Annotated in this window: 21 protein-coding genes; 4 read left to right on the top strand and 17 right to left on the bottom strand. The window is 68.7% G+C overall.

The genetic code is table 11. The annotated features are described in order from the left end of the window. Nucleotides 1–47: 47 nt before the first annotated feature. From DBV35_RS13200 to DBV35_RS13180, 5 genes are all read right to left on the bottom strand, one after another. On the bottom strand, nucleotides 48–260 hold the full coding sequence (locus tag DBV35_RS13200; protein ID WP_108660798.1) for a hypothetical protein: 213 nt from the start codon (nucleotides 258–260) through the stop codon (nucleotides 48–50). A gap of 15 nt (nucleotides 261–275) precedes the next feature. Beyond that, nucleotides 276–632, bottom strand: coding sequence for a hypothetical protein (locus DBV35_RS13195; protein ID WP_108660797.1), 357 nt, complete (start codon nucleotides 630–632; stop codon nucleotides 276–278). Nucleotides 633–868: 236 nt separating this feature from the next. Then, complete coding sequence (locus DBV35_RS13190) at nucleotides 869–1,258, bottom strand: hypothetical protein (RefSeq protein WP_108660796.1); 390 nt, start codon at nucleotides 1,256–1,258, stop codon at nucleotides 869–871. A 163-nt stretch (nucleotides 1,259–1,421) separates the two neighbouring features. Further along, nucleotides 1,422–1,742, bottom strand: coding sequence for a hypothetical protein (locus DBV35_RS13185; RefSeq protein WP_108660795.1), 321 nt, complete (start codon nucleotides 1,740–1,742; stop codon nucleotides 1,422–1,424). A 211-nt stretch (nucleotides 1,743–1,953) separates the two neighbouring features. Next, entirely contained in the window at nucleotides 1,954–3,675 is a 1,722-nt protein-coding gene (locus tag DBV35_RS13180) for a hypothetical protein (protein WP_157961721.1), read from the bottom strand. A 315-nt stretch (nucleotides 3,676–3,990) separates the two neighbouring features. On the opposite strand from DBV35_RS13180, the gene DBV35_RS13175 reads away from it, so the two are divergent. Then, nucleotides 3,991–6,009 carry a bifunctional metallophosphatase/5'-nucleotidase gene (locus tag DBV35_RS13175; protein WP_205648668.1) on the top strand — a complete coding sequence of 673 codons (2,019 nt, stop codon included), beginning with the start codon at nucleotides 3,991–3,993 and terminating at the stop codon, nucleotides 6,007–6,009. A 21-nt stretch (nucleotides 6,010–6,030) separates the two neighbouring features. On the opposite strand, the gene ppk2 is transcribed toward DBV35_RS13175, so the two are convergent. After that, complete coding sequence (ppk2, locus tag DBV35_RS13170; RefSeq protein ID WP_108660792.1) at nucleotides 6,031–6,912, bottom strand: polyphosphate kinase 2; 882 nt, start codon at nucleotides 6,910–6,912, stop codon at nucleotides 6,031–6,033. A 133-nt stretch (nucleotides 6,913–7,045) separates the two neighbouring features. Between ppk2 and DBV35_RS13165 the strand changes: the two genes are divergently transcribed. The 3 genes from DBV35_RS13165 (at nucleotide 7,046) to pyrB (ending at nucleotide 11,455) form a co-directional block, all read left to right on the top strand. Then, nucleotides 7,046–9,559, top strand: a complete 2,514-nt coding sequence (locus tag DBV35_RS13165; RefSeq protein WP_425428468.1) for a ligase-associated DNA damage response DEXH box helicase — start codon at nucleotides 7,046–7,048, stop codon at nucleotides 9,557–9,559. After that, nucleotides 9,556–10,329 carry a ligase-associated DNA damage response endonuclease PdeM gene (gene pdeM / locus DBV35_RS13160; RefSeq protein ID WP_205648667.1) on the top strand — a complete coding sequence of 258 codons (774 nt, stop codon included), beginning with the start codon at nucleotides 9,556–9,558 and terminating at the stop codon, nucleotides 10,327–10,329. The genes DBV35_RS13165 and pdeM overlap by 4 nt, the downstream gene beginning before the upstream one ends. 151 nt (nucleotides 10,330–10,480) lie before the next feature. Continuing rightward, nucleotides 10,481–11,455, top strand: coding sequence for an aspartate carbamoyltransferase (gene pyrB / locus DBV35_RS13155; RefSeq protein ID WP_205648666.1), 975 nt, complete (start codon nucleotides 10,481–10,483; stop codon nucleotides 11,453–11,455). Here the strand turns inward: pyrB and DBV35_RS13150 are convergent. The 11 genes from DBV35_RS13150 to fsa all read right to left on the bottom strand — a co-directional run bounded on the left by DBV35_RS13150 (nucleotide 11,406) and on the right by fsa (nucleotide 24,595). Then, nucleotides 11,406–12,896: a phospholipase D-like domain-containing protein gene (locus DBV35_RS13150; RefSeq protein ID WP_108660790.1), complete on the bottom strand. Its 1,491-nt coding sequence runs from the start codon at nucleotides 12,894–12,896 to the stop codon at nucleotides 11,406–11,408. The two genes, pyrB and DBV35_RS13150, sit on opposite strands and share 50 nt — an antisense overlap. A gap of 89 nt (nucleotides 12,897–12,985) precedes the next feature. Then, entirely contained in the window at nucleotides 12,986–14,380 is a 1,395-nt protein-coding gene (locus tag DBV35_RS13145) for an alpha,alpha-trehalose-phosphate synthase (UDP-forming) (protein WP_108660789.1), read from the bottom strand. A gap of 39 nt (nucleotides 14,381–14,419) precedes the next feature. Further along, nucleotides 14,420–16,195, bottom strand: coding sequence for a glycoside hydrolase family 15 protein (locus DBV35_RS13140; RefSeq protein ID WP_108660788.1), 1,776 nt, complete (start codon nucleotides 16,193–16,195; stop codon nucleotides 14,420–14,422). Then, nucleotides 16,192–16,917, bottom strand: coding sequence for a trehalose-phosphatase (gene otsB, locus DBV35_RS13135; protein ID WP_205648665.1), 726 nt, complete (start codon nucleotides 16,915–16,917; stop codon nucleotides 16,192–16,194). The genes DBV35_RS13140 and otsB overlap by 4 nt, the downstream gene beginning before the upstream one ends. Before the next feature lie 74 nt (nucleotides 16,918–16,991). Further along, nucleotides 16,992–17,819, bottom strand: a complete 828-nt coding sequence (nth, locus tag DBV35_RS13130) for an endonuclease III (protein ID WP_108661928.1) — start codon at nucleotides 17,817–17,819, stop codon at nucleotides 16,992–16,994. Beyond that, nucleotides 17,795–18,991 (bottom strand): ABC transporter substrate-binding protein, encoded by a 1,197-nt coding sequence (locus tag DBV35_RS13125; RefSeq protein ID WP_245943952.1) that lies wholly within the window; start codon nucleotides 18,989–18,991, stop codon nucleotides 17,795–17,797. Before DBV35_RS13125 ends, nth begins: the two co-directional genes overlap by 25 nt. A gap of 2 nt (nucleotides 18,992–18,993) precedes the next feature. Next, complete coding sequence (locus tag DBV35_RS13120; protein ID WP_108660786.1) at nucleotides 18,994–21,129, bottom strand: protein-disulfide reductase DsbD family protein; 2,136 nt, start codon at nucleotides 21,127–21,129, stop codon at nucleotides 18,994–18,996. Nucleotides 21,130–21,311: 182 nt separating this feature from the next. After that, the gene (locus tag DBV35_RS13115) at nucleotides 21,312–22,091 is read right to left on the bottom strand and encodes a succinate dehydrogenase iron-sulfur subunit (RefSeq protein WP_108660785.1); all 780 of its coding nucleotides are present in this window, start codon (nucleotides 22,089–22,091) and stop codon (nucleotides 21,312–21,314) included. 16 nt (nucleotides 22,092–22,107) lie between these two features. After that, on the bottom strand, nucleotides 22,108–22,857 hold the full coding sequence (locus tag DBV35_RS13110) for an FkbM family methyltransferase (protein WP_108660784.1): 750 nt from the start codon (nucleotides 22,855–22,857) through the stop codon (nucleotides 22,108–22,110). A gap of 5 nt (nucleotides 22,858–22,862) precedes the next feature. After that, nucleotides 22,863–23,813: a tyrosine recombinase XerC gene (locus tag DBV35_RS13105; RefSeq protein ID WP_108660783.1), complete on the bottom strand. Its 951-nt coding sequence runs from the start codon at nucleotides 23,811–23,813 to the stop codon at nucleotides 22,863–22,865. Nucleotides 23,814–23,938: 125 nt separating this feature from the next. Beyond that, nucleotides 23,939–24,595: a fructose-6-phosphate aldolase gene (gene fsa / locus DBV35_RS13100; RefSeq protein WP_108660782.1), complete on the bottom strand. Its 657-nt coding sequence runs from the start codon at nucleotides 24,593–24,595 to the stop codon at nucleotides 23,939–23,941. Between the last annotated feature and the right edge of the window lie 42 nt (nucleotides 24,596–24,637).

Genomic DNA, 24,637 nt, shown 5'->3' with positions numbered 1-24,637 from the left:
GACACACCGAAGATGGCGACGCCCTCAGAACCCGCACGTGACCCCCGTCACAGCGAACGCGTTCTGAAATTCTCCTTGTGAAACAGCTTCTTGATGTGTTCCGCATCGCATTTCCCGGACGTGGCGACACAAGCTTGCCGGACCGAACCCGACACCTCGATCTGCTCGTCGAGATCGCTGCACCGCGTGAAGGCCTCGACGCCGCAGCCGGCGACCTGAAACGAAGAAAGCCGCCCGTTGGGGGCGGCTCGCTTTCTCATCGGTGCGGGGTCGGCTCAGTAGCAGACCTTCTCCTTGCGCATCACGTAGTGACCGCGGCGCGGGTTCCAGACACGAACCTTCTCGATGTAGCAGTCGCGCTGGTAGACGCGGCGGTGGCCGTGGCCGCCGTAGTAGCCGCGGTTGTTGTTGCCGGAGGCGACCGCTGCGCCCAGCGCGAAGGCGCCGAGGCCGATGATGGCGGCGCCCGCCGCGTTGCGGCCGCGATTGCCGACGGTCTCGATGCCGGTGGCGTCGGTCTGGATCTCGGCCTTGGCAAAGCCGTTGAAGGGGGCCGCGGAGGCGGCGTTCGGGACGAGGGCGGCCATCGCGATCGTGAGCGCGGTGGTGGCGGCGATGATCTGGTTCTTCATGGTCGTCTCTCCTGCTCTGATGCTTGCTTCGGCTCTCCCGCCGACACGATGGAGATGGCGACGCCTTCGAAAACCTCACGTGATGCTCGTCACGACACGCTTGTTCGAGGTTTTATTTCGCGATGACTGCATGTGCGACGGAAATAGTGTGACCGATGTCACGTGCCGCCACGCAAAAAGCCGCCCGGACGTGGGTCCGGGCGGAGGTGGAGGGTGGAGGAAGCAGGGAGGCGGGGTCAGTAGCAGACCTTCTCCTCGCGGATGATCATGGCCTGGTGGCGGTGGCTCCATTCGCGGGTGCGCTCGATCACGCATTCGGACCGGCGGGAGGAGGCGATCGCGGCGCCGAGCGCGAAGGCGCCGAGGCCGATGAACGGCGCCGCCTGGTTCCAGCCATTGCCGTGGCCGTGGCCGTGACCGTGGGGGCCGGGGCCGGGACCCTTCGGCGGGGTCGCGAAGCCGCCGGGGCCGCCGGGGCCGCCGATCTTGACGATGCCGCTCTCGATGGCGAACGGGGCCTTGCCGGCGCTGGCGATCGGGGAGGCGGCCTGCGCGCCGGGGGCGAGGGCGAGAGCGCCCATCATCATGGCGGTGCCGAGAGCGATGGACTTCGAAATCTTGGTCATCTTCGTCTCCGTTGGATCTGTACTGGTCGGTGTTTCCCGACGACATCCAGACAACGGAGGGGGCGCAGGCTTATTCCGACGGCCCGCGATTTTTTCTTGGCGCGGGCACAAAAAAAGGCGCCGCCCCTGAGGGCGGCGCCTCAACCATGATGCATCTCCCCGTCTACCAGCGGCAGATGCGCTGTTTTTCGAAGACGTAGCCGCCATAGTAGTGCGACCAGACCTTCACCCGCTGCACGAAGCAGCGCTTGCCGTAGAAGTCGGTCGCGTAGAAGCCGTGACCGTAGTGGCGGCGGTGGCCGTGGTGGCGATGCCCGCCGTGGCCGTGATGGCGTCCGCCGACCTTCTCGATGCCGTTGGCGCCGGTGTCCGCCTGAAGCGCCGTGGCGGCGTTGAGCGGGGCCGCCTGGGCGCCGCCGAGAGGAGCGAGCGCCCCGAGGCCGATCGTGAGCGCGGTTCCGAAAGCGATAAGCGTCTTGTTCATGTCAGTCTCTCCGTTCCTGTTTGAGGTCTCCGGGTCATTCCGGCGACAGGATGGAGATGGCGGCGTCCGCCGGGCTCGCACGTGACGTGAGTCACGGCGGCGCCGTTCCCGCTTTTTGCCCTTGTGGGCGGGGTGGAAGCGCAGCGGGCAACAAAAAAGGCGCGGCCGGAGCCGCGCCTTTGGCCGGGGCCGCCTTGTGGGGCGGCGGATCTTATTGCGCGGTCGCGGGGGCGGCCGGCGTGGTCTCGGCCGGCGCGGTGGGGGCCGCCGGCGTCTCGGTCGCGGCCGGAGCGGCCGGAGCCGGAGCCGCCGTCGCCTCGGCGCGGGAGCGCTGGAGGGCGTCGATCTCGCTGATGAGGTCGTCGCGCTGGCGGCGCCACAAATCGGCGTCGCGGCGCAGCGCCTCGACCTCGTTCTCGAGCGTCGCCTTGCGGCCGCCGAACTCGCCTTCCATGCTGGTGAGGCGGCGCTGGAGGTCGGTCAGCTCCGAATTGCTGCGGGCGATCCGCTGCTGGACGTCGAACTGCTCGCTCTTCTTGGCCTCGACATCGTCGGCCAGCGTGTCGCGCTGGCTGGTCAGATCGTCTATCGTCGCCTCGGCCGCTTCCTGCTGGGAGGCGAGCGCCTTGGTGGCGTCCTCGAGGCTCGTGCGCGCGCTCTCGAGCTCCTTGAGGGCGGCGGCGAGGCTGTCCTGCTGGCCGGAGAGGGTGGCGATTTCGGCGCTCGCCTTCTCCTTGTCGCCCTCCAGCGAAGTCACCTCGTCCTCGAGGGCGGCGACGGTCTTCGTCAGCTCGTCCTGCGCGGCGGTGTGCTCGTCGAGCTCGGCCTTCGCCGCTTCGATCGCGGCCTTGGCCTCTTCGAGCGCGCCCTCGGCGGCTTCGTTCTCGCTGGTGAGGCCGGCCACCGCGTCCGTCAGATTCTCCTGCTGGGAGGTGAGGGCGGCGAGGTCGTCTTCCAGCGAAGCCTTCTGGGCGGTGAGCGCCTCGGTGTCGGAGGTGAGCGTGGTCTTCTCGGCTGCGAGCGCCTCGGTCTCTTCTGTGAGCGAGGCCTTCTCGGCGGCGAGCGCCTTGGTCTCTTCGGTGAGCGAATCCTTCTCGGAGGAAAGGCTCCCGGTCTCGTCCGTCAGCGACGCCTTCTCGGCCGTCAGCGCCTCGACCTCGCCCTTCAGCGTCTCGATCTCGGCGGCGAGGGCGTCCCGCTCGCTGGTCGAGTCGGAGATCGTGGCGGTGAGCGCTTCGTTGTCGCTCGTGACCTTGGCGAGCGCGTCCTTCGCGGCGCCGAGCTCGTCCTGCGTCTTGGCGAGGGCGTCGGTGACGGAGGCGGCGCTGGCTTCGAGCTCGGAGAGCGCCTCGCGGGCCTTCGTCTCGGCGGCGTTGGCCTCGTCGGCGGAGCCGCGGGCGGCTTCGGCGGCGGAGGTCGCCTCGTCGCGCGTGGCGGTCGCCTGCTTGGCGCCGGTCTCGGCCTCGGCGAGGGCGGCCTTCGCGGCCTCGACCTTGCTCGTCAGGTCGGCCAGCTCGTCCTGCGCGGTGGTGGCGGAGGCGCGGGCCGATTCCATGTCGCTCGTGAGGCTCGCGATCGAGCTTTCAAGCTCGGTCCGCTGCGCGTCGCGGCTGCGCAGAGTGTCTTCGGCGGTGGAAATGCGGCCCGACAGCGATTCTTCCTGGCCCGTCAGCTCGGTCACGGAGGTCTCGAGCGTCGTCTGCTCTTCCGTGGCGCTCGCGACGGCGGCACGCAGCTCGTCGAGCGACCCGGCGGTGTCCGTCAATGTTTTGAGCTCGCCTTCGAGGCGGGTCTTTTCCGTCTCCGCGGCCGTGGTGGCGGCGGCGAGACGTTCCGTGAGATCCTGACTTTCGCGGTAGAAATAGACTGCTGCGCCGAGTGCGGCGAGTGCGACGACGACCAGAACCACGACCGAGGGGCTACGAGCGTACATATCGCTGCAAGTCTCCTTTTAAGCGATTGACGTCCGCCTCTATGAAGCCCCATGGCGCCGTTGTCGACCGACCTGTGGCAGAGCCCCTGAATTTAATCGAAGTGTTACCCTTTTTGCCCGCTCTCCCGCATTGCGGGCGCCGTTTCCGCGTGTCCGCACCGCGAATCGCGTGTTTGCGGCGCGGCAAATCCATCCCCTCGGTTTGTTGACACCACCCGGCCGGGGCCGTTCTGTGAAGGCCACGGGTCGCGATCCCCGCGAAGGAGGCCATTCATGAGTTTTCGGGCTTTGGTCCGGCCGGCGCTGGTGCCGGCCTTGCTGTTGACGACTGCGCTCGCCACGCCGGCTCTGGCGCAGGATTCCACCCCTGCGGTGACGCTACAGCTCCTCCATGCATCCGACCTCGAAGGCAACGCCGGGGCGGTGAAGAACGCGCCGAATTTCGCCACCGTCGTCGAGGCGCTCGCCGACGATTACGACACGACGCTGATCATCTCGTCCGGCGACAATTTCATCCCGAGCCCGTTCTCCCTCGCCGCGGCCGCCGCCGACCCCGACGTGCAGGCGCGCCTGTCCGAGGCGCTCTCGAAGGCGATGAGCGTCGCGACCGGATCCGAGCAGACGGGCCTCGTGAGCTCGCCCGGCCGGTTCGACATCGCGATCATGAACCTCATCGGGTTCGACGCGACGACGCTCGGCAACCACGAATTCGACTTCGGTCAGGCGCAGCTCGGCAAGGCGATCGGCGTCTCCGAGGGGGACGACGCCTGGGTCGGCGCACTCTTCCCGTACCTTTCGGCGAATCTCACGGTCGGGCCGCAGAGCCCGCTCGCCCCGCTGATGCTCACCGCGGCCACCGACGGCGAGGGTGACGGCAAGATCGCCCCCTACGCGATCCTCGAGAAGAACGGCGAGCGGTTCGGCGTCATCGGCATCACGACGCCGCTCGTCGCGACGATCTCCTCAACGCGCGGCGACGCCAACAACCCCGACGACGACGCCAACGCCGAGCCGCGCGTCAACAACATGGACGCGCTCGCCGACATCATCCAGCAGGTGATCGACCGCCTGGAAGGGGAGGGGATCGACAAGATCATCATCACCTCGCACCTCCAGCAGATCGACCTCGAGGCCGAGCTCGCCGGGCTCCTCGACGGGGTGGACATCATCATCGCGGGCGGCTCGGACACGCGCCTCGCCGACGCGACCGACCGGCTGCGCGACCGCGACGAGGCGCAGGGCCCATACCCGATGTTCCGCGAGGACGCGGGCGGCAACCCCGTCGCGATCGTCTCGACCGACGGGCAGTACACCTATGTCGGCCGCCTCGTCATCGGCTTCGACGAGGACGGGGTGATCATCCCCTCCTCGATCGACCCGGCCGTCTCCGGCGCCTATGCGACCGACGATGCGGGCGTCGTCGAGGTGAGCGGCGCGCCGGACGCCACGGCCGCGATCATCGCCTCGCCGAAGGGCGGCGCGGTGCGCGACCTCGTGAAGGTCTTGAACGACACGACGCTCGACGTGTCGGGCCGCAACTATTTCGCGGACCTCACCGTGGACCTCAACGGCGACCGCGAGCCGGGCGTGCGCACCGAGGAGACCAATCTCGGCAACCTCACCGCCGACGCCAACCTCGCCTATGCGAACGAGTTGTCGGACAGCCCGGTGCTCGTCTCGCTGAAGAATGGCGGCGGCATCCGCGCCCCGATCCCGCTCGACGACGGCAAGATCTCTGAGCTCGAGATCCAGCAGGCGCTCGCCTTCAACAACGGGCTGACGCTCATCACCCTGTCGCCGGCGCAGCTCCTCGAGGTGCTGAATTACGGCGTCGCGGCGAGCAACTACGACCCGGAAGGCAAGCCGCTCGGTGCCGAGGGGCGCTTCCCGCAGGTGGCGGGCGTGCGCTTCTCGTTCGATCCGATCCTGGAGGCCGGCGAACGCGTGCAGGACGTGACGCTCCTCAACACCGGGCCGGAAGGCGTCGACGTGAAGATCGTCGAGAATGGCGAGCTGACCCCGGCGGCCGACCAGTTCACCGTCGGCATCCGCGTCGTCTCGCTGAACTTCCTCGTCGATGGCGGTGACGGCTATCCCTATCCGGCCTTCGTCGCGGCCGATCCAGCCTTCGCGAAGGTCGTCCAGCTCCTGAAGCCGGACGTCATCGTGGATGGCACGGCGACCTTCACCAATGTCGGCACCGAGCAGGACGCGCTCGCCGAATATCTCGCCGCCTACGGCAAGCCGGTGGATCTTGCCGACACGCCGCCGACGGAGGACCAGCGCATCCTGAACCTCGCGGTGCCGGGCGTCACGGACACCGACGATCTCTGAGGCGCGCGGACCGGCGGCGGCTCAGCCGTCGCCGGTCGGCACGATCTCGGGGCCGCCGGTGATCTGCGGATCGGGCGGTCCCGCGACACGCTCGTCGCGGCTGTCATACTCGACGGCGCTGAGGATGATCTGCTGCGTCGTGATGCGGGCGCGACGCTTGTCGTCGGCGCGCACGACGCGCCACGGCGCCTCGGCCGAATGGGTGCGGGCGAACATCTCGCTGATCGCCAGCGAGTAGCTGTCCCACTTCTTGAGGCCCTCGACGTCGATCTCCGACAGCTTCCACTGCTTCAGCGGATCGCGCTCGCGCGCCAGCATCCGCCGCATCTGCTCGGCGCGGCTGACGGTGAGCCAGATCTTGAAGAGATGGATGCCGTCCGCGATGAGCATCCGCTCGAACTCGGGTGCCTGGCGGAAGAAGAGCGCCCGATCCTCCGGCCCGGAGAAGCCGAAGACCCGCTCGACGACGGCCCGGTTGTACCAGGAGCGGTCGAAGAAGGCGATTTCACCCGCGCTCGGCAGATGCTGGATGTAGCGCTGGAAGTACCACTGGCTCTTCTCCGACTCGGTCGGCTTGCCGAGGGCGACGACGCGGGCGCCGCGCGGATTGAGGTTCTCGGTGAGCCGCTTGATCGCGCCACCCTTGCCGGCCGCGTCCCGCCCCTCGAACACGACCGCGATGCGCGCGCCGGTGTTCTTCACCCAGGACTGGAGCTTCACGAGCTCGATCTGGAGCGCCTTGTAGAGCGTCTCGTACTCGTCCTTGTCCATCTCCTCGTCGTACGGATATTTGTTGGAGAGGATCTGGTCCTTGTCGGCCGTCTCCACCTCCTTGCGGAGCGGCTTCGGCAGCTCGTCTTCCAGATAGCGGGTGATTCTGCCGTCGAACGGTAGGTCTTTCATCGTTTTGGGTCGCCTTCCGGTCCTTGCGCCGATCCGCAGCATCGTTCCGATCGGACCTCACTTCAATTGGCGCGCGATGCGGCGGCGTCGATCCCCCTGTCCCTCGGCCGCAAGACGCATTACGTTCCGCTTCGTGCAGAACGTTCTTGATCCGTCCCGCGCCACGCGCACCCTGCCAGAGCCCTTCGCCGGTTGGTTTGCGCGGCGCGGGTGGACGCCGCGCGCCCACCAGCTCGACCTCGTCGAGAGGGCGGAGGCGCGTCGCTCGTCGCTCCTCATCGCGCCGACGGGGGCGGGCAAGACGCTCGCCGGCTTCCTGCCGAGCCTCATCGAGATCGAGCAGGAGGCGCGCGGCCGCAACACCGAAGGGCGGGACGGCCCGCACACCCTCTACATCTCGCCGCTGAAGGCCCTCGCGGTCGACATCGCGCGCAATCTGAAGGCTCCGATCGACGAGATGGACCTCCCCGTCTCAATCGAGACGCGGACGGGCGACACGCCGCAGAGCCGGCGGCGGCGGCAGAAGGAGAATCCGCCCGACATCCTCCTCACCACCGCCGAGCAGGTGGCGCTCCTCATCAGCCAGGTCGACGCGCCCCGCTATTTCTCCGAGCTGAAGGTGGTGATCGTCGACGAGCTGCACTCGCTCGTGACCTCCAAGCGCGGCGACCTGCTGGCGCTCGGCCTCGCCCGGCTGCGCAAGCACGCGCCGGGGCTGCGCGTCGTCGGCCTCTCCGCGACCGTCGCCGACCCGGACGCGCTGCGCGCCTGGCTGATGCCGCAGGGGGGCGGCGCGCCGGTCCTCTCCGATCTCATCGTGGTGGAGGGCGGGGCGAAGCCGGACCTCTCGATCCTCTCCACCGACGAGCGCGTCCCCTGGTCCGGCCACATGACGCGCTGGGCGGTCGGCGACATCTACGAGCTGATCAAGGCGCACAAGACGACCCTCGTCTTCGTCAACACGCGCAGCCAGGCGGAGCTTCTGTTCCACGAATTGTGGCGCATCAACGAGGACACGCTGCCGATCGCCCTCCATCACGGCTCGCTCCAGGTGGAGCAGAGGCGCAAGGTGGAGGCGGCGATGGGGCGGAACGCGCTGCGCGCCGTCGTCTGCACCTCGACCCTCGATCTCGGCATCGACTGGGGCGACGTCGACCTCGTCATCCATGTCGGCGCGCCGAAGGGGGCCTCGCGTCTCGCCCAGCGCATCGGGCGGGCGAACCACCGGATGGACGAGCCGTCGAAGGCGATCCTCGTCCCCTCGAACCGGTTCGAGGTGATGGAGTGCCAGGCCGCGCTCGATGCGAACTATCTCGGCCACCAGGACACGCCGCCGATCCAGGACGGCGCGCTCGACGTCCTCGCCCAGCACGTGCTCGGAACCGCCGTCGCCGAGGCGTTCGACGCGGTGGAGCTTTATGACGAGATCGTCGCCGCCTATCCCTATCGCGCCCTCGACTGGGAGACGTTCGAGCGCGTCGTCGACTTCGTGGCGACCGGCGGCTACGCGCTGCGCGCCTATGAGCGATATGCCAAGATCCGCCGCCGCAAGGACGGTCGCTGGCGCATCTCGCACCCGACCCTTGCCGCGCAATATCGGCTGAATATCGGCACCATCGTCGAGCTGGCCTCGCTGCCGGTGCGCCTCGTCGGGCGGCGCAATGGGGTCCTGACCGGGCGCGGTCCCGTGCTCGGCCAGCTGGAGGAGTATTTCCTCAACTCCCTCGCGCCGGGGGACACGTTCCTCTTCGCCGGGCAGGTGCTGCGCCTCGAAGCGGTGCGCGAGAATGAGGTGCTCGTCACCCGCACGCAGCAGACCGAGCCGAAGATCCCGTACTATGGCGGCTCGAAATTCCCGCTGACGACCTATCTCGCCGCCGGCGTCCGGGCGATGCTCGCGGACCCCGAGAAGCGGCGGGACCTTCCGGCGCAGGTGCGCGACTGGCTCTCCCTCCAGGCCGACCGCTCGCGCCTGCCGGCGATGGACGAACTCCTGGTCGAGACCTTTCCGCGTGCCAACCGCCACTATCTCGTCGCCTACCCGTTCGAGGGACGCCTCGCCCACCAGACGCTCGGAATGCTCCTGACGCGCCGCCTCGAACGGCTCGGCCTCCATCCGATGGGCTTCGTCGCCTCCGACTATGCGATCGCGGTGTGGGCGGTCGGCGACATGTCGGCCTTCTTCGACGGCAAGCGCAACACCATGGCCTCGCTCTTCTCGGAGGATATGCTGGGCGACGATCTCGACGAATGGCTCGCCGATTCCATGCTTCTGAAGCGCACCTTCCGCGCCTGCGCGCAGATCGCCCAGCTCATCGAGCGGCGCCATCCCGGCAAGGAGAAGACCGGGCGGCAGATCACCGTGTCGACCGATCTCGTCTATGACGTCCTGCGCAGCCATGAGCCGGACCACATCCTGCTCCGCGCAACCTGGGCGGATGCGGCGACCGGCCTCCTCGACATCCGCCGCCTCGGCCAGATGCTGGCGCGCGTGAAGGGCGACATCGTGCACGAGCGGCTGGAGAAGATATCCCCACTCGCGGTGCCGATCATGCTCGAAATCGGCCGCGAGGTCGTCCAAGGTGATGGTTCCGAGACCCTTCTCGCCGAAGCGGCGGATGCGTTGGTTCAGGAGGCGATGGCGTGAGTATTGGCGACCGGCCGACCCCTTATGGCATGCGCGCGATGGCGGCCTTCTCGCTGCCGGGGCCGCGCCATCCCCGGCATGGCGCCCCGCGCCGCCGGGCCGCGCCGACGCCCGCGCCCGCCTTCCTCGCCGGGATCGACGCCGTGCTCGACCCGACCGGCGCGCTCTATTGGGCGGCCGAAGGGACGCTCGTCGTGTCCGACCTTCACCTCGAGACCGGGTCGGCGTTCGCGCGGTCCGGCCAGATGGTGCCGCCCTACGACACCGGCCTGACGCTCGCGCGTCTCGCCGAGGCGATGGGGCGCTACCGGCCGATGCGGGTCATCTCGCTGGGCGACAGCTTCCACGACCGGCGCGGGGCGGAACGGCTCGCGGGGGCGGATCTCAAGACCCTTCTCGCGCTGACGGATAGGGCCGAGTTCGTCTGGGTGACGGGCAACCACGAAGGCGACAGCGTGCGGGCGCTTCCGGGCTCCGTGCATGATGTCTACCGGCTCGGCGGCGTCACCTTCCGCCACATCCCGGCCGAGGGGCTGACGGGCGAGCCGGAGGTCGCCGGCCATCTCCACCCGGCCGCCTGGGTGACGGTTCGCGGGCGTCGTCTGCGCCGGCGCTGCTTCCTCGGCTGCGCGGAGCGGCTCGTCATGCCGGCCTTCGGCTGCCTCACCGGCGGGCTCAGCGTCGCCGATGCCGCCTTCGCCGCGCTGTGGCCCGAGCCGCCGGGGCCGCGCCCGCACGTCCTCGGTCAGGAGCGCGTCTACGCGCTCTGACGTCCGCTCGGTCGGTCTGGCGCGATCCAGAAACTTGCGAAGAATTTGTTCCGGGCCGTTCCCTCCGCTCGCAAGAGGCTCTAGAAGCGCGACGACACGAGAGGCCGCCACGATGGACGTGACTCCACGAGCAGAGGCGCCAGACGCGCCGTTGCGCCACGTTTTGAGCTCCAGCCAGTTTGACCGGCAATTCCTCGACTATCTCTATCAGCTGACGACGACGATCCGCCGGTTCGACAAGTCGCGCGAAGGGATCGTCTATCTGCGGAGCCTCCTGCCCCACAAGCGGGCGATGCTCTACTTCACGCAGCCCTCGACGCGCACCTTCCTCTCCTTCCAGAGCGCCTGCCATATCCTCGGCATCACCGCCTCGGAGATCCGCGACGCGGCGACCTCCTCGGAGCGGAAGGGCGAGAGCGTCGAGGATTCGCTGCGCACCTTCTCGAGCTATGTCGACCTCATCATTATGCGCTCGCCCATCGCGGGGCTGTGCGACCGGGTCGCGACGCTGCTCGACGCGACGCCGCGGCCGGTGCCGATCGTCAATGCCGGGTCGGGCCCCGACGAGCATCCGACCCAGGCCCTCCTCGACATCTACACCCTCACGCGCAGCCTGCGCCTGAGGGGCGGCATCGACGGCAAGACGATCTGCATGGTCGGCGACCTGAAGCGCGGCCGCACGGTCCGCTCCCTGTCGCGCCTCCTCACCAACTATGAGGACGTGAAGATCATCTTCGCCTCGCCCGAGAATTTCCGGATCGAGGACGATCTGCGCCGCGCGCTCACCCGCGCCGGCACCCGCTTCGAGGAGACGGACGAGTTCCTCCCCGCCATCGCCTCGGCCGACGCGATCTACATGACGCGCATCCAGGACGAGTATGATGTCGGCGGCGAGAGCGCGACCGACTATACCCGCTTCCACCTCAAGGCTTCGCACCTCACCTCGCTGAAGGAGGATTGCGTGATCATGCATCCCCTCCCGCGCCGCGACGAGCTCGACCCCGAGATCGACAAGGACCCGCGCGCCAAATATTGGCGTCAGGAGCGCAACGGCATGTGGGTGCGCGTCGCCGTCCTCACGATGCTCTTCGACGTCGATAGCCGCGTCCAACTCCCAGACCTTTGAAGGTCGGCACGCGGTTCACGATCGTGTGGATCAGCCGCTTCACCGTCGTCGGCCGGATCGGGTCGGCGACGTCGGATTCGGCGAACGCCTCCTCGAGATCGGAGAGGGTCCGCGGCGGCATCGGCGCGAGGTGATTGCGCGCGGTGTCGTTCAGCGCCTCGATCGTCGCGATCAGCGAGCCGTCATTCGCCTCCAGCGCCGCCACGACCGCCTCCACGCTGGTGCCGAGATGCTCGGCGAGGAGGTCGTTGCGGATCGCGACGATCGTCTCCCGGTCCTGCGGCCGTGAGCGCGCGTCGATGCTGAGATCGCACTCGCTGTCATAGCCCATCGAGCGGTTGTTGAGGTTCGCCGAGCCGACCTTCAGCACCGCATCGTCGGCGATCATCACCTTGGCGTGGACGTAGATCGGCGTCCCGGCCGCGTTCACCGGGTGGAGAATGCGGAAGCGGCGGTGGACGTCCGCCTTCTCGACGAGCGCGATCATGCGCGCCCGCGCCGTGTCCATCGCCTCGGCCTCGAGCCACCCGTCCGCCGAGATCGGGTTGATCAGCACGATCTCCGGCCCGTCCGCCTCGCGCAGCCGCGCCGCGATCGCCTCGGCGATGGGGCGGGAGGCGAAATACTGGCTCTCGATATAGAGCGTGCGCTTCGCCGCGCCGATGATCGTCAGCTTCGCCGCCTCGATCTCGGTGATCTGCGGCCGCTCGTCATATTCGGGGATGGTGCGCGAGATCGCGACGTGGATGTCGTTGAATTGCGGCTCCAGATCGTCCGGCCACGGGTCGGTTGCGACGTCGATCTCCTCGAGCCGCTCCTTTGTCGCCCAGTACCAGCGGTCGCGCGCGAGCTGGCCGAGCGCCTTCGCGGCCGGGCCCGAGACGCAGCTCGTCACGTCGTGCCAGGGCATCAGCGGCTTGCCGCCGGGGGAGACGCGGCCGGGCTGCGCCTCGGCGTGGGAGCGCGTGTCCCAGCGCTGGACCGTCATGTCGATGCCGCCGCAGAAGGCCACGCGATCGTCGATCACGAGGATCTTCATGTGCTGGGCCGAGAGGGGCGGGTGCGCGCTGTCGAGGCGGAAGTCGATCTCGCTGCCGAAGAACCAGCGCAGCAGGAAATGCGGGGTCTCGCCGCGGAAGATCGAGTGGATGAGGCCGATGTCCCATTTGAGGATCTTCACGTCGACCGCGGGGCGCGTCTTCGACAACCAGTCGAGGAAGCGGCCGGCCGAGTTCGGGCCGGGCAACCGTTTTTCCTCGGGCTCCAGCGGGATGCGCGCGTCGAAATCCCAGCCGATCAGCAGGACCGAGCGTTCGGCCTTCATCATGGCCTGCTTGGCGAGGCGGAAGAAATCCTCCGCGTCGATGATCAGGGAGAATCGGGCCGCGTGTTCGACGCGCCAGCACGTCGCGTCAGGGACGAAATAGCTTGTGTCAGTCATCTTGCGCCGAGTTTCGGAGACCGGTGGCCGGTGCGCCGAAGCGGCGCGCCACCGGGGAAACTGGGCCGCAAATTCGAGCGGACCAGCCCCTAGCCTTCAGCCGGCACGGATTCGTGAAGCGAGACGAGCCGGTCGAGGAAGCGGCGGGACCAGGCGGACGCGGTGTTGGTCATCACCTTGGTGTTGAGCGCGCTCCAGCGCGCCTTGCGCTCGTCGAGCGGCATCTGGATCGCGAGACGCAGGCCTTCGGCAAGCTCGTCGATCGAGTAGGGGTTCACGATCACCGCCTCGGTCATCTCCTCCGCCGCGCCGGCGAAGCGGGAGAGCACGAGGACGCCCGGATCCTCCGGATCCTGCGCGGCGACATATTCTTTCGCGACGAGGTTCATCCCGTCCCGCAGCGGGGTCACGAGGCCGACCGATGAGGCGCGGTAGATGCCGGCGAGCGAGCGGCGCGGGAAGGAGCGGGTGATGAAGTGGATCGGCGTCCAGTCGAGGTCGGAGAAGCGGCCGTTGATCCGGCCCGAGAGCCCTTCGAGGAGGCGCTGGATCTGGAGATAGGCCCGCACTTCCGAGCGCGAGGGCGGCGCGATTTGCAGAAGAGTCACCTCGCCTTTCATCTCCGGATGTAGCTCAAGGAGACGCTCGAAGGCGGTGAAGCGCTCGGGAAGGCCCTTCGAATAGTCGATCCGGTCGACGCCGACGATCTGCTTCTGGTCGCCGAGCTCGTTCTTCATCAGCGCGAAATTCTCGTGCCCTTCCGCCGTCTCGTGGAAGGTGGAGAAGGCGCTGGCGTCGATGCCGATGGGGAAGGCGTCGGCCACCACGGTGCGGCCCATGGCGCTGATCGACCCGTCCGCCTCGCGCGTGCCGCCGACCTCCTCGAAGATGTAGCGCTCGAAGGCCGAGAGGTGCTGGCTCGTCTGGAAGCCGACGAGATCGTAGGCGAGCAGCGCGTGGATCATCTCCTTGTGGTTCGGCAGCGCGGTCAGCACCTCCGGAACCGGGAAGGGGATGTGGAGGAAGAAGCCGATCGGGTTCTTCACCCCCGCTGCACGCAGCACGTCGCCCATGAAGAAGAAGTGGTAATCGTGCACCCAGACGATATCGTCCGGCCGCAGCAGCGGGACGAGCCGCTCGGCGAACCGCTCGTTGACGCGGCGATAGCCCTGTTCGAGCCGCCGGTCGAAATCCGTCAGGTCGAGCCGGTAGTGGAGCGTCGGCCACAGCGCGCGGTTCGCGAACCCGGCATAGGATTCGTCATAGTCGGCCTGGGCGACGTCGATCGTCGCGGTCGACACATTGCCGGATTCGTTGAACTGGAGCGGGCTGTAGGTGCCCTCTTCCGAAACGTCGCCCGACCAGCCGAACCAGAGCCCCCCGCGTTCGCGCAGGACGTCAACGAGCGCGACGGCGAGTCCGCCGGCTCTCCCCGTATCGGACAACGGGCCGACGCGGTTCGAGACGACTACGATGCGGGGCATGGCTTGAGCCTCTTCGGGTCATTGTGCCGGGGACCTGCACTAAACCACTTTATCCCAGCGCCTGGAAAGGCGTACGGCCCCATTGATGATGCCGACCATCGAATAAGTTTGTGGGAAGTTGCCCCAAAGCTCGTCCGTCTGCGGGTCAGTGTCCTCCGACAACAACCCCAGATGATTGCGGCATGAGAGCATCGTCTCGTAGATTTCTCGCGCTTCCTCACGCCGATCCATTCGGCCGAGGGCATCGATAAACCAGAATGTGCAGACGTTGAACGCTGTCTCGGGCCGACCAAAATCATCGGCGGCATGATAGCGATACAAATGATTGCCGCGGCGCAACTTTTCGCCGATCCGATCGACCGTCGACACGAAGCGCGGGTCGAGCGGGTCGATGAATCCGACTTCGGCCATGAGGAGGAGGGAGGCGTCGAGATCCGCGCCGCCAAAAGACTCAACGAACGCGCCGACGTCTTCGTTCCATGCCTCGGCACAAATTTTTGCGTGGACCTCGTTCGCGCGCGAGCGCCAGTGCTTCGGGTTGACCCCGAGCTGGTTCGCGATCTTCGCGAGGCGGTCGAGCGCGGCCCAGCACATCAGCGACGACGAGGTGTGGACGCGCGAGCGGGTGCGCAGCTCCCAGATGCCCGCGTCGGGCGAGTTGTGGAGCATGTAGGCCCGGTCGCCGATCACCTCGAGGTGGCGGAAATCCTCCATCGTGCCCTGGCGCAGGAGACGCTTGTCGAAGAAGGCCTGCGCGGCGGCGAGCACGATGTTGCCGTAGACGTCGTGCTGGTGATGCTCGTGCGCCTGGTTGCCGACGCGCACGGGGCCCATGCCGCGGAAGCCGGGTAGCGCCTCGGTCCGCTCGGTGAGCGCCGCCTCGAGCCCGATGCCGAAAACCGGCTGGATGTGGTCACCCTTGGTGAGCGCGATCACGTCGCGGATATAGGCGAGATAATTCTCCAGCGTCTCGAGGTCGGAGAGCGCGTTCAGCGCGCGCACCACGAAGAAGGCGTCGCGGAGCCAGCAGAAGCGATAGTCCCAGTTGCGCTCGGAGAAGGGAGCTTCCGGGATCGAGGTGGTGACGGCGGCGACGATCGCGCCCGTCTCCTCGAAGGTGCACAGCTTCAGCGTGATCGCCGCGCGGATCACCGCCTCCTGCCATTCCAGCGGCAGGCCGAGGCGGAGCGACCAGCGCTTCCAATAATATTCGGTCTCTTCCTGGAATTCGCGGCCGATGGTGGCCGGGCGGGAGGTGAGCGACTCGTCCGGGCCGAGGAAGAGGTTCAGCTCGCGTTCGACGACGAAGAAGGTCTCGTCGCGGATGTAGGTGATCGGCGCGTCGGTGGTGAGGCGCAGCGTCGTGCCGTCGGAGACGAAGCGGACATGGTTGGAGCCGGAGGTGATCTCCGGCCGCGCGCTGCCCCAGTGGAAGCGCGGGCGCAGCACGATGCGGATGCGCGGACGGCCCGTGACCGGCCGGATGCGCCGCACGATCTGGGCCGGGCGGAAGACGCGGCCGCGCGACAGGAATCGCGGGCAGAAATCGTCGATCTCGACCGTCGACCCGTCGGACGCGATGAGGCGCGTGCGCAGGATCGCGGTGTTCTCGATATAGTGCTGTTCGGAGTGGGAATAGTCCTCCACCTCGATCGCGAAGGCGCCGTCCTCTGGCGCGCCGTTCGAGCCGAGGAGGGCGTGGAAGACGGGATCGCCATCCGGCCGCGGCAGGCACCACCACAGGATCCGCGCCTTGTCGTCGACGAGGGCGGACACCGAGCAGTTGCCGATGATGCCGAGGGCGAGTGTGCTCATGAAGCATGCTCCGCGAGTGTGCTGAGCCAGTCGTGGACGGCTGAGACGCTGGGAAGGTGGTAGCGGGCGGAGGTCGGGCCTTCGCCGACCTTGACGCCGAACCCGCCGGCGGCATCGGCGGCGCGCATCCCATCCTCGTCGGTGGTGTCGTCGCCGATGAAGATCGGGGTGCGTCCCTTGAACGGGGCCCGCGCCATGAAGAAGTCGACCGCCGCGCCTTTGTCGAAGCCCTTGCCCTTCGCCTCGACGACCATCTTGCCGTCGATGAGGTGGAGGGTCGGAAGGTCGGCGATGGCGTCTTCCATCGCGTCGAGCACCTCCTGGCGGCGGTCCGGCGCGGCGCGATAGTGGACAGCGAGGCCGGCGCCCTTGTCCTCCAGCCGCACGCCGCCGCCGATGAGGGGGGAGGCCGTCAGCCGCGTGCGCAGCGTGTCGATCTCGGGGGGCGGCGTGGCGGTCTCGATCGGCTCGCCGGGGCGGAGGCGCCGCTCGAGCCCGTGCATTCCGGCCATCGGGATCGCGACGCGCAGATAGTGGTCGATCTGCTCGACCTGCCGGCCGCTGATGACCGCGACCGCCCCGCCCGTCGTGCGCACGAGCCGCTCCACGATACCCGGCAGCGCCGCGGCGACGGTGATCCCGTCCGGCCGGTCGGCGATCTCGACGAGCGTCCCGTCGAAGTCCAGGAACAGCGCCGGATGGTCCGGCACGGGTGGCATCATGACGTCGATCCGGGGCTGCTGTCGGTTACGGACGGTGCGCGGCCGTCATGGCCGCATGGAGTGAGAATGCCCCCTCACCCGTGATGGGGCAACACGCGCCTGTCCGGGGCCTTGCACAAATCATAGACGACACATGCCTCGCAAAGCGGGCGGCGTGCCTTGCACACGTGCCGGCCGTGCAGGATGAGCCAGTGGTGGGCGCCGTGGAGGAAGCGCGGCGGGACGATCTTCTCGAGCGCGCGCTCCACCTCGTCCGGCGTCTTGCCGGGGGCGAGGCCGAGCCGGTTGCCGATGCGGAAGATGTGCGTGTCGACGGCGATGGTCGGCTCGCCGAACGCGACATTGAGGACGACATTCGCCGTCTTGCGCCCGACACCGGGGAGCGCCTGGAGCGCCTCGCGATCGCGCGGGACGTCGCCCCCATAGGTGTCGACGAGGGTGCGCGAGAGGGCGATGACGTTCTTCGCCTTCGTGTTGAAGAGGCCGATCGTCTTGATGTAGTCGCGCACCTTCCCTTCGCCGAGATCGGCCATCTTCTGCGGCGTGTCGGCCACCTCGAAGAGGGCGCGGGTCGCGCGGTTGACGCCGACGTCCGTCGCCTGCGCCGAGAGGACGACGGCGACGAGAAGGGTGAACGGGTTCTTGTATTCGAGCTCGGTCTTCGGCTCGGGCAGGGCGTCGGCGAGGCGCTGGAAGAAGGCGTCCGCCTCGGCCTTGGTGTAGCGCGAGCGCGGGCCGCTCTTGGCCGCACGCGCCGCCTTCGGCTTCGCCGCGCCGGCTTTCGCGGGCGCCGACGCCTTCGCGGGCGCTGCTTTCGCGGCGCGGGCGGGTTTCGCGGGCGTCGCGGCGGGGGCCTCGGGCGCCCCGTCCTCGCGCGCTATTTCAGGAACTCGTCGGCCCATACTCGTTCGATGATCTCGGTCCAGCTCGCGTGCGGTTCGGAGAGGGTCGGCGCGTCGACCGCGACCTCTGCCGCGAAGAGAGCACGGCTTTCGGGCGAAAGTCTATCGACGGCGAGCACGGTGGGGTCGCCCCAGACGGCGGGATCGGCCTTTCGCGCCTGCGCCTCGGGCGACAGGAGGAAGTTCGCGACGACGAGCGCGCCGGCCTTGGCGTTCGCGTTCACGGGGATCGCGACGAAGTGGACGTTGCCGATCGAGCCGTCGGCGAAGGTGGTCACCCGCGTCGTCGGCGGCAGGAGGCCGGCATTGATCGCGGCCTGCGCGTCGGACGGGTTGAAGGTGAGGGCGAGCGCGATCTCGCCGTCGGCATAGAGGCGGCGCAGCTCCGCAACGCCCTGCGGGAACACCGTGCCCGAGCGCCACAGATTGGGGTGTAGGCGCTTCAGCACCGGGAGGAGGGCCTCCCGCACGATCGCCTCCCCGTCCTCGCCCGCCGGCTCCTGCAGGCGCGAGGGGTCCGGGGCGGTCGCGACGAGGATCTGCTTCAGGAACGCGGTGCCGAGGAAGTTGGGAGGCTGCGGATAGGTGAAGCGGCCGGGATGGGTCTCGGCGAAGAGGATCAGGGCTTCGAGCGAGCGTGGTGGCTCGGGGGTCCTCTCTACGTCATAGAGGAAGACGAGCTGCGCGCGGCCCCAGGGCGATTGCTGCCCGTCCACCGGAACCGCGAAATCGGTGAGGATCGCCGCGCCATAGGCGTCGAGGTCGACGAGGGAGCGGTTCGGCAGCGCCTCCGCCCACGGTGCGGCGAGGAGGAGGCCCGCCTCCTTCATCGCGACGAAATTCTCGCCATTGATCCAGACGAGATCGACCGCGCCGCCGTCGGTCTTGCCCGCGACGGTCTCGGCGAGGACGCGGGCGACGGCTTCGGCCGTGTCGGTGACCTTCACCTGCTTCAGGTGGACGCCGTAGCGCTCGGCGACCTCGTGGCCGACCCAGCCGATATAGTCGTTGATGTGGGTCTCGCCGCCCCAGGCGTACCAGTGGACGTCCTGCCCGGCGGCGGCGGCCTCGACGCGCGCCCAGTCGTCAAGCGGGGGGAGCGGTTCGGCGTGGGCGGCGGTCGCGGCAAGGAGCGCGCCCGCGACCGCGAAGCGCGCCGCGGCGAGGGGCATTCTCATGAGCCGAGCGCGGCTTCGAGCTTGGAGAGCGTCAGGAGCTGGGGCAGCACCTCAGGCTCGGCGTCGGGCGCGAAGTGGACGTAGAGCGGCACGCCGGCGCGGCCGAAGCTCTCGATGAAGCGCGTGATGTCGGGATCGCGCCGCGTCCAGTCGGCGACGAGGTAGGTGACGTTCTTGTCCGCAAGGAGCTTGGCGAAATCGGGGTCGTCGAACACGACGCGCTCGTTCACCTTGCAGGTGATGCACCAGGCCGCGGTCACGTTGACGAGGACGGACCGTTTCTCGTCGCGCAGCGCGGCGAGCCGGTCGGGCGAGAACGCCTCGCCGAGCGGGGTCGCCGACACGCGCATCACGCTCTGCGTGGGCGTTGCCATCGTCGCCGGCCACAGCGCGGCGAGCGCGCCCGCGATCACGACGATCGCGCTCGCGAACGCCACGCGGTGGGAGCGGCCTTCCCCGCGCTGGGCGAGGCCGAGGAGCCAGGCCGCGAGCGCGATGAGGACGAGCGCGGCGAAGACCGGCAGCAGCGCGTCGATCCCGATGAGCTGGGCGAGCACCCAGACGAGCCATGCCGCCGTCGCGTAGAGCGGGAAGGCGAGGACCTGCTTCAGCCGCACCATCCAGATGCCGGGCTTCGGCATGATGCGCGCGAGGCCGGGCATCAGCGAGATCGCGACGAAGGGCGTCGCGAGGCCGAGCCCGAGCGCGCCGAACACGGCGAAGGCGAAGAGCGGCGAGGCGGCGATGGCGACCCCGATCGCGACCGCCATGAAGGGCGCGGTGCAGGGGGTGGCGACGATCGTCGCGAGCGCGCCGGTCGCGAACGAGCCCGCGATCCCGTTGCGCGGCGCGCGGCCGCCGATCCGGGTGAGGCTCGCCCCGATCTCGAACACGCCGGAAAGGCTGAGGCCGACGGCGAAGACGATGACCGCCATGATAGCAACGAAGGTCGGGCTCTGGAGCTGGAAGCCCCAGCCGACCGCGACCCCGCCCGCCTTCAGCGCGAGGAGAAGGCCGGCGAGAACCGCGAAGCTGACGAGGATGCCCGCCGTGTAGGCCGCGCCGATCGAGGCGCGGCGGGAGAAGGGCGCGTCCGCGTGGGCGATCAGCCCGAGCGCCTTCAGCGCCAGCACGGGGAAGACGCACGGCATCAGGTTGAGGATGAGGCCGCCGAGGAACGCAAAGAGCAGCGCGCGCGGCAGGTCGATCCCGGCGCGGCCGATCGGGGCGGCGCTCGCCGCCTCGGGCGCGGCCGCCGCGAGCGGGGCGAGCGCGCCCACCGCCTCGCCGGCCGCCGGGGCGGGCGAGGGGGCGGCGGGGGCCGGGTCGGGATCGCCGGTCGCGGTGATCCACCAGCTCCCGTCCTTGGTCTTGAGGACGCCGCGCAGCGTGCCGTCGAGCCGGCCGTTGCCGGAGGAGAGCTTCAGAACCATGCCCTCGCCGTCGGCGGCCTCGACGGCGGTCTGCTCGGCGACGTGCTCGATCGCGTCCCACGCGACGGGGAAGAACTCGGCCCCCTCCGGCGATCCGAACGGGACGGACAGGAAAATCGTGCTGTCGGCGCGCGAGTAGGTGGCGTCGGCATCGCTCTCCACGGGGAGCGCCCACTCGGCCTGCATGAAGGTGAAGGCGACGCTGGAATCGACCTCCGTCTGCGGCCCGGTCGCGATGTCGAAGCTGACGGAGCCGCCCTCGGGGATGCAGATCTCGCTGCACACGAGCCAGTCCATCTGGAGCGTGACCGGGTAGGGCGTGCCGGCGGGCCAGCTTTCCGGCACCGTCACCGCGGCGAGGAGCGTGAACGGGCTGCCGTAGCCGAAATTCATGAGCGGCGGGTAGGGCAGGCGCTCCGGCGTCGGGAAGCGCAGCGCCTCGGCGGTGCCGCCTTCGGGCAGGCGCCAGTCCGCGATCGGCGGCTCGCCGGAATCGCCGGGGTTCAGCCAGTAGGTGTGCCAACCCTCGGCGACCTTGTGGCGGATCGCGATGCCGGTCGCGTCGCCAGGTCGCGTCACCGCGTTCTGGACGAGGATCTTGGCCGAGATGTGCTCGGCCGTGATCTTCCCCGCGGACGAGGCATATGCGGTCGTGCTCGCCACGAGGGCGAGCAGGACAAGGGCGAGCCGACGCAACATGAAGCGATGAATTCCTGACTGACCTCGCACCGGTTTAGTGGCGAGGCCGCGCCAAGGCAAAGCCGCGACGCTCACGATCGCGCGACGAGGGCGCGAGGGGAAAGGCCGGCGTCAGCCTGCCGGCGGTCGCGACGGGCGCGGCCGGGCCGCGGGCGCGACCCGAAACGCCGCGGCGGGGCGCCTCAGAGGCGGCGTTCCACCATGAGCGCCTTGATCTCGGCGATCGCCTTCGCGGGGTTGAGACCCTTCGGGCAGGCGTTGGCGCAGTTCATGATCGTGTGGCAGCGATAGAGGCGGAAGGGGTCTTCCAGCGCGTCGAGACGCTCGCCGGTGCGTTCGTCGCGGCTGTCGACGATCCAGCGGTGCGCCTGGAGGAGCGCGGCGGGGCCGAGATAGCGATCGCCGTTCCACCAGTAGCTCGGGCACGAGGTCGAGCAGCAGGCGCACAGGATGCACTCGTAGAGGCCGTTCAGCTTCTCGCGGTCGTCATGGCTCTGCCGCCATTCCTTCTGCGGCTGCGGCGTGTCGGTCTTCAGCCAGGGTTCGATCTCGCGCAGCTGCGCGTAGAACTTGGTGAGATCGGGGACGAGGTCGCGCACCACTTCCATGTGCGGGAGCGGATAGAGCGTCACCGGACCCTCGACCTCGTCCATGCCCGTGGTGCAGGCGAGACCGTTGAGGCCGTTGATGTTCATCGAGCACGATCCGCAGATGCCTTCGCGGCAGGATCGGCGGAAGGTCAGCGTCGGGTCGATCTTGTTCTTGATGTAGAGGAGACCGTCCAGAATCATCGGGCCGCAATCGTCGGTGTCGACGAAGTAAGTATCGACCCGCGGATTTTCGTCGCCCTCTTCCTGCCAGCGATAGACGCGAAACTCGCGCATGTTGGCGGAGTCAGCCGTTTTCGGCCAGGTCTTGCCCTCTTGCACGACTGAATTCTTCGGAAGCGTCAGCTGGACCATGGTTCACTCTGTCTCGTCATTTCGCGCGGCGGGCGAGCAGCGCGTTCTCGTCCGTCTGTTCCATAAGCTCATAGCCTCTCTGGAACAGTTCTTGAAGACAGTCGCGTGTCCAAAGTGTGCGGTGCAACGTTTCGATCACGATTGCACGCGGCCACATCTCCTCGCCCGTCTCGTCGAAATAGGGCAGGAGGGCGCTGTCTTCGAAGCCTTCGACGTCGATCTTGATCGCCGCCGGCGCCCGGTCGAGGAGCCGCGCGAGCGGCCGCACCGCAACGCTCGGCCCAGCCTGGCCGCCCTCGAAGGGCAGGAGCGAGGAGCGCCCGGCATTGCGGCTCTCATAGAGCGTCAGCGTGCCTTCCGGCCCGATCGCCTCCTCGCGCAGCGTCACGCGCCGCTCGAGCACGTTCATCGCGAGATTGTCCCGCTGGCGGCGGCGCAGGCGCCGGAGCGGCTCGAAGGTGATGGCGGTGAGGCCGGGGATCGCGGCGAGCAGCGTCACCGGATAGAGGCCGATATTCGCGCCGATATCGACGAAGAGGTCGCCGGGGCCGAGATGGCGGGCGAGGAAGTCGCGCTCCTCCTTCTCCTCCAGCCGCTCCTTGTACCAGATGTCGAAATCGACCTTGTTGTCGGCCGGGGCGAGAAGCCAGGCGAGCCCCTCCACCGTCGCGGGGATCGGCCCCTCGGGGGCGTGTGCCTTGGCAAAACGTCGCAGCGGCTCTTTCACGAGCGGCGCGCGGCGCAGCCAGCGCGGGGGGCGGGGCATCGCGATCAATTGCGGACCGCGCGCGGATGGGCCTCGCGCCAGGCCTCCAGCAGGCGGCGCTCGTCGACGGCGGTGTAGAGCTGGGTCGTCGACAGGCGCGCGTGGCCGAGAAGCTCCTGGATCGCGCGCAGATCCCCGCCATGGGCGAGGATGTGGGAGGCGAAGGCGTGGCGCAGCGCGTGCGGCGTCGCCGTGTCCGGCAGGCCGAGCGCGGCGCGCCAGCGCTCGACGACGCGCTGGACGATGCGCGCGGAGAGGCGGCCGCCCTTCTCGCCTCGGAAGAAGGGGCCGTCGAGGAGGGTGTAGGCCGCGGTGGCGCGGTAGGCCTCGCACGCCTCGGCGACGGCGGGCAGGATTGGCACGACCCGCTCGCGTCCGCCCTTTCCCTTGATGCGCAGGATCTCGATCGGCGGCGCCATGTCGGCGCAGTCGAGCCCGACCGCTTCGCCGACGCGCAGCCCCGCCCCGTAGAGGAGGGAGAGGACGGCGGTGTCGCGCAACTCGGTCCAGGTGGTGCCGGGGGCGAGCATCGTCTGCGCCGCGTCCATCGGCACCGGGCGCGGCAGCCCGCGCGGCTTCGCCGGGGCGTTCACCACGCGCACGGCGGCGGCGTTGATGCCGTGCCGGCGCTCGAAATGGTTCAGCATCGCGCGCACGCCCGCGAGCGCCCGCGCGAGCGAGCGCGGCCCCGCCCCGTCGCGCTTGCGCTGGGCGAGGAAGGCGCGCAGGTCCTGCGGCGCCATCCCGTCGAGGTCGGACAGCTCCGGAGGATCGCCCCAATGGTGGGCGAGGAAGGTCAGGAACTGGCGCGTGTCGCGCTCATAGGCCTCGGCCGTGTTGTCGGAGAGGCCGCGCTCGGCCGACAGCGCGTCGAGCCACGCCTTGCGCGCGGCGACGAGGGTCGGGCCGGCCACGAGCAGCGCGGGTGGCGGTGTGTTCGCGAGTGGTGAAGCCATCGCCGCACACTGCCGCATCGCTCTCAACACTCCGCCACCAATCATCGTTAATCGAGGGGCAATACACCGCCTCGCCTTGCGCGCGCCGTGCCGGCTGGCACGGCCGGCGCGGCGGGGCGGGGGCGCTAGAGGATGGACTGGCCGGTCTTCTCCCAGTCCGCCAGGAACTGGGCGAGGCCCTTGTCCGTCAGCGGATGGTCGATCAGCTTCGTCAGGATGGACGGCGGGACGGTCGCGACATCGGCCCCCGCAATCGCCGCCTGCTGCACATGATTCACAGTGCGGATCGATGCGGCGAGGATCTCGGTCTGCAGATCCTCATAATTGTCGTAAATGGCGCGGATGTCCTCGATCAGCTTCATCCCGTCGAGACCCATATCGTCGAGCCGTCCGATGAACGGCGAGATGAAGGTCGCACCCGCCTTGGCCGCCAGCAGCGCCTGCGCGGCCGAGAAGCAGAGCGTCACGTTGACCATGTGCCCGTCGCCGGTCAGCGCGCGGCAGGCCTTCAGCCCGTCCCACGTCAGCGGCAGCTTCACCGCGATGTTCGGCGCGATCGCCGCGAGCTTCTTGCCCTCCGCGATCATCTTGTCCACTTCGGTCGCGGTGACCTCCGCGCTCACCGGGCCATCGACCAGCTCGGCGATCTCGGCGATCACATCGAGCATCGGCCGGCCGGCCTTCATGATGAGCGACGGGTTGGTCGTCACCCCGTCCAGCATGCCGGTTTCGGTCAGCGCCTTGATCTCGCCGACGTCCGCCGTGTCCACAAAGAATTGCATCCCCGCCACTCCCCATAGGATCCTTCGGTCTCCTCCTACAGG

This window comes from Acuticoccus kandeliae (assembly GCF_003073115.1).
Note: the sequence above shows the minus strand (reverse complement) of the source record. Positions and strands in the feature narration are given on the sequence as shown.

Bases quoted from the DNA above. Each gene is read 5' to 3' on its own strand.
- DBV35_RS13200 (WP_108660798.1), bottom strand. From the start codon at position 260: ATGAGAAAGCGAGCCGCCCCCAACGGGCGGCTTTCTTCGTTTCAGGTC.
- DBV35_RS13195 (WP_108660797.1), bottom strand. From the start codon at position 632: ATGAAGAACCAGATCATCGCCGCCACCACCGCGCTCACGATCGCGATG.
- DBV35_RS13190 (WP_108660796.1), bottom strand. From the start codon at position 1,258: ATGACCAAGATTTCGAAGTCCATCGCTCTCGGCACCGCCATGATGATG.
- DBV35_RS13185 (WP_108660795.1), bottom strand. From the start codon at position 1,742: ATGAACAAGACGCTTATCGCTTTCGGAACCGCGCTCACGATCGGCCTC.
- DBV35_RS13180 (WP_157961721.1), bottom strand. From the start codon at position 3,675: ATGTACGCTCGTAGCCCCTCGGTCGTGGTTCTGGTCGTCGTCGCACTC.
- ppk2 (WP_108660792.1), bottom strand. From the start codon at position 6,912: ATGAAAGACCTACCGTTCGACGGCAGAATCACCCGCTATCTGGAAGAC.
- DBV35_RS13150 (WP_108660790.1), bottom strand. From the start codon at position 12,896: ATGACTGACACAAGCTATTTCGTCCCTGACGCGACGTGCTGGCGCGTC.
- DBV35_RS13145 (WP_108660789.1), bottom strand. From the start codon at position 14,380: ATGCCCCGCATCGTAGTCGTCTCGAACCGCGTCGGCCCGTTGTCCGAT.
- DBV35_RS13140 (WP_108660788.1), bottom strand. From the start codon at position 16,195: ATGAGCACACTCGCCCTCGGCATCATCGGCAACTGCTCGGTGTCCGCC.
- otsB (WP_205648665.1), bottom strand. From the start codon at position 16,917: ATGATGCCACCCGTGCCGGACCATCCGGCGCTGTTCCTGGACTTCGAC.
- nth (WP_108661928.1), bottom strand. From the start codon at position 17,819: ATGGGCCGACGAGTTCCTGAAATAGCGCGCGAGGACGGGGCGCCCGAG.
- DBV35_RS13125 (WP_245943952.1), bottom strand. From the start codon at position 18,991: ATGCCCCTCGCCGCGGCGCGCTTCGCGGTCGCGGGCGCGCTCCTTGCC.
- DBV35_RS13120 (WP_108660786.1), bottom strand. From the start codon at position 21,129: ATGTTGCGTCGGCTCGCCCTTGTCCTGCTCGCCCTCGTGGCGAGCACG.
- DBV35_RS13115 (WP_108660785.1), bottom strand. From the start codon at position 22,091: ATGGTCCAGCTGACGCTTCCGAAGAATTCAGTCGTGCAAGAGGGCAAG.
- DBV35_RS13110 (WP_108660784.1), bottom strand. From the start codon at position 22,857: ATGCCCCGCCCCCCGCGCTGGCTGCGCCGCGCGCCGCTCGTGAAAGAG.
- DBV35_RS13105 (WP_108660783.1), bottom strand. From the start codon at position 23,813: ATGGCTTCACCACTCGCGAACACACCGCCACCCGCGCTGCTCGTGGCC.
- fsa (WP_108660782.1), bottom strand. From the start codon at position 24,595: ATGCAATTCTTTGTGGACACGGCGGACGTCGGCGAGATCAAGGCGCTG.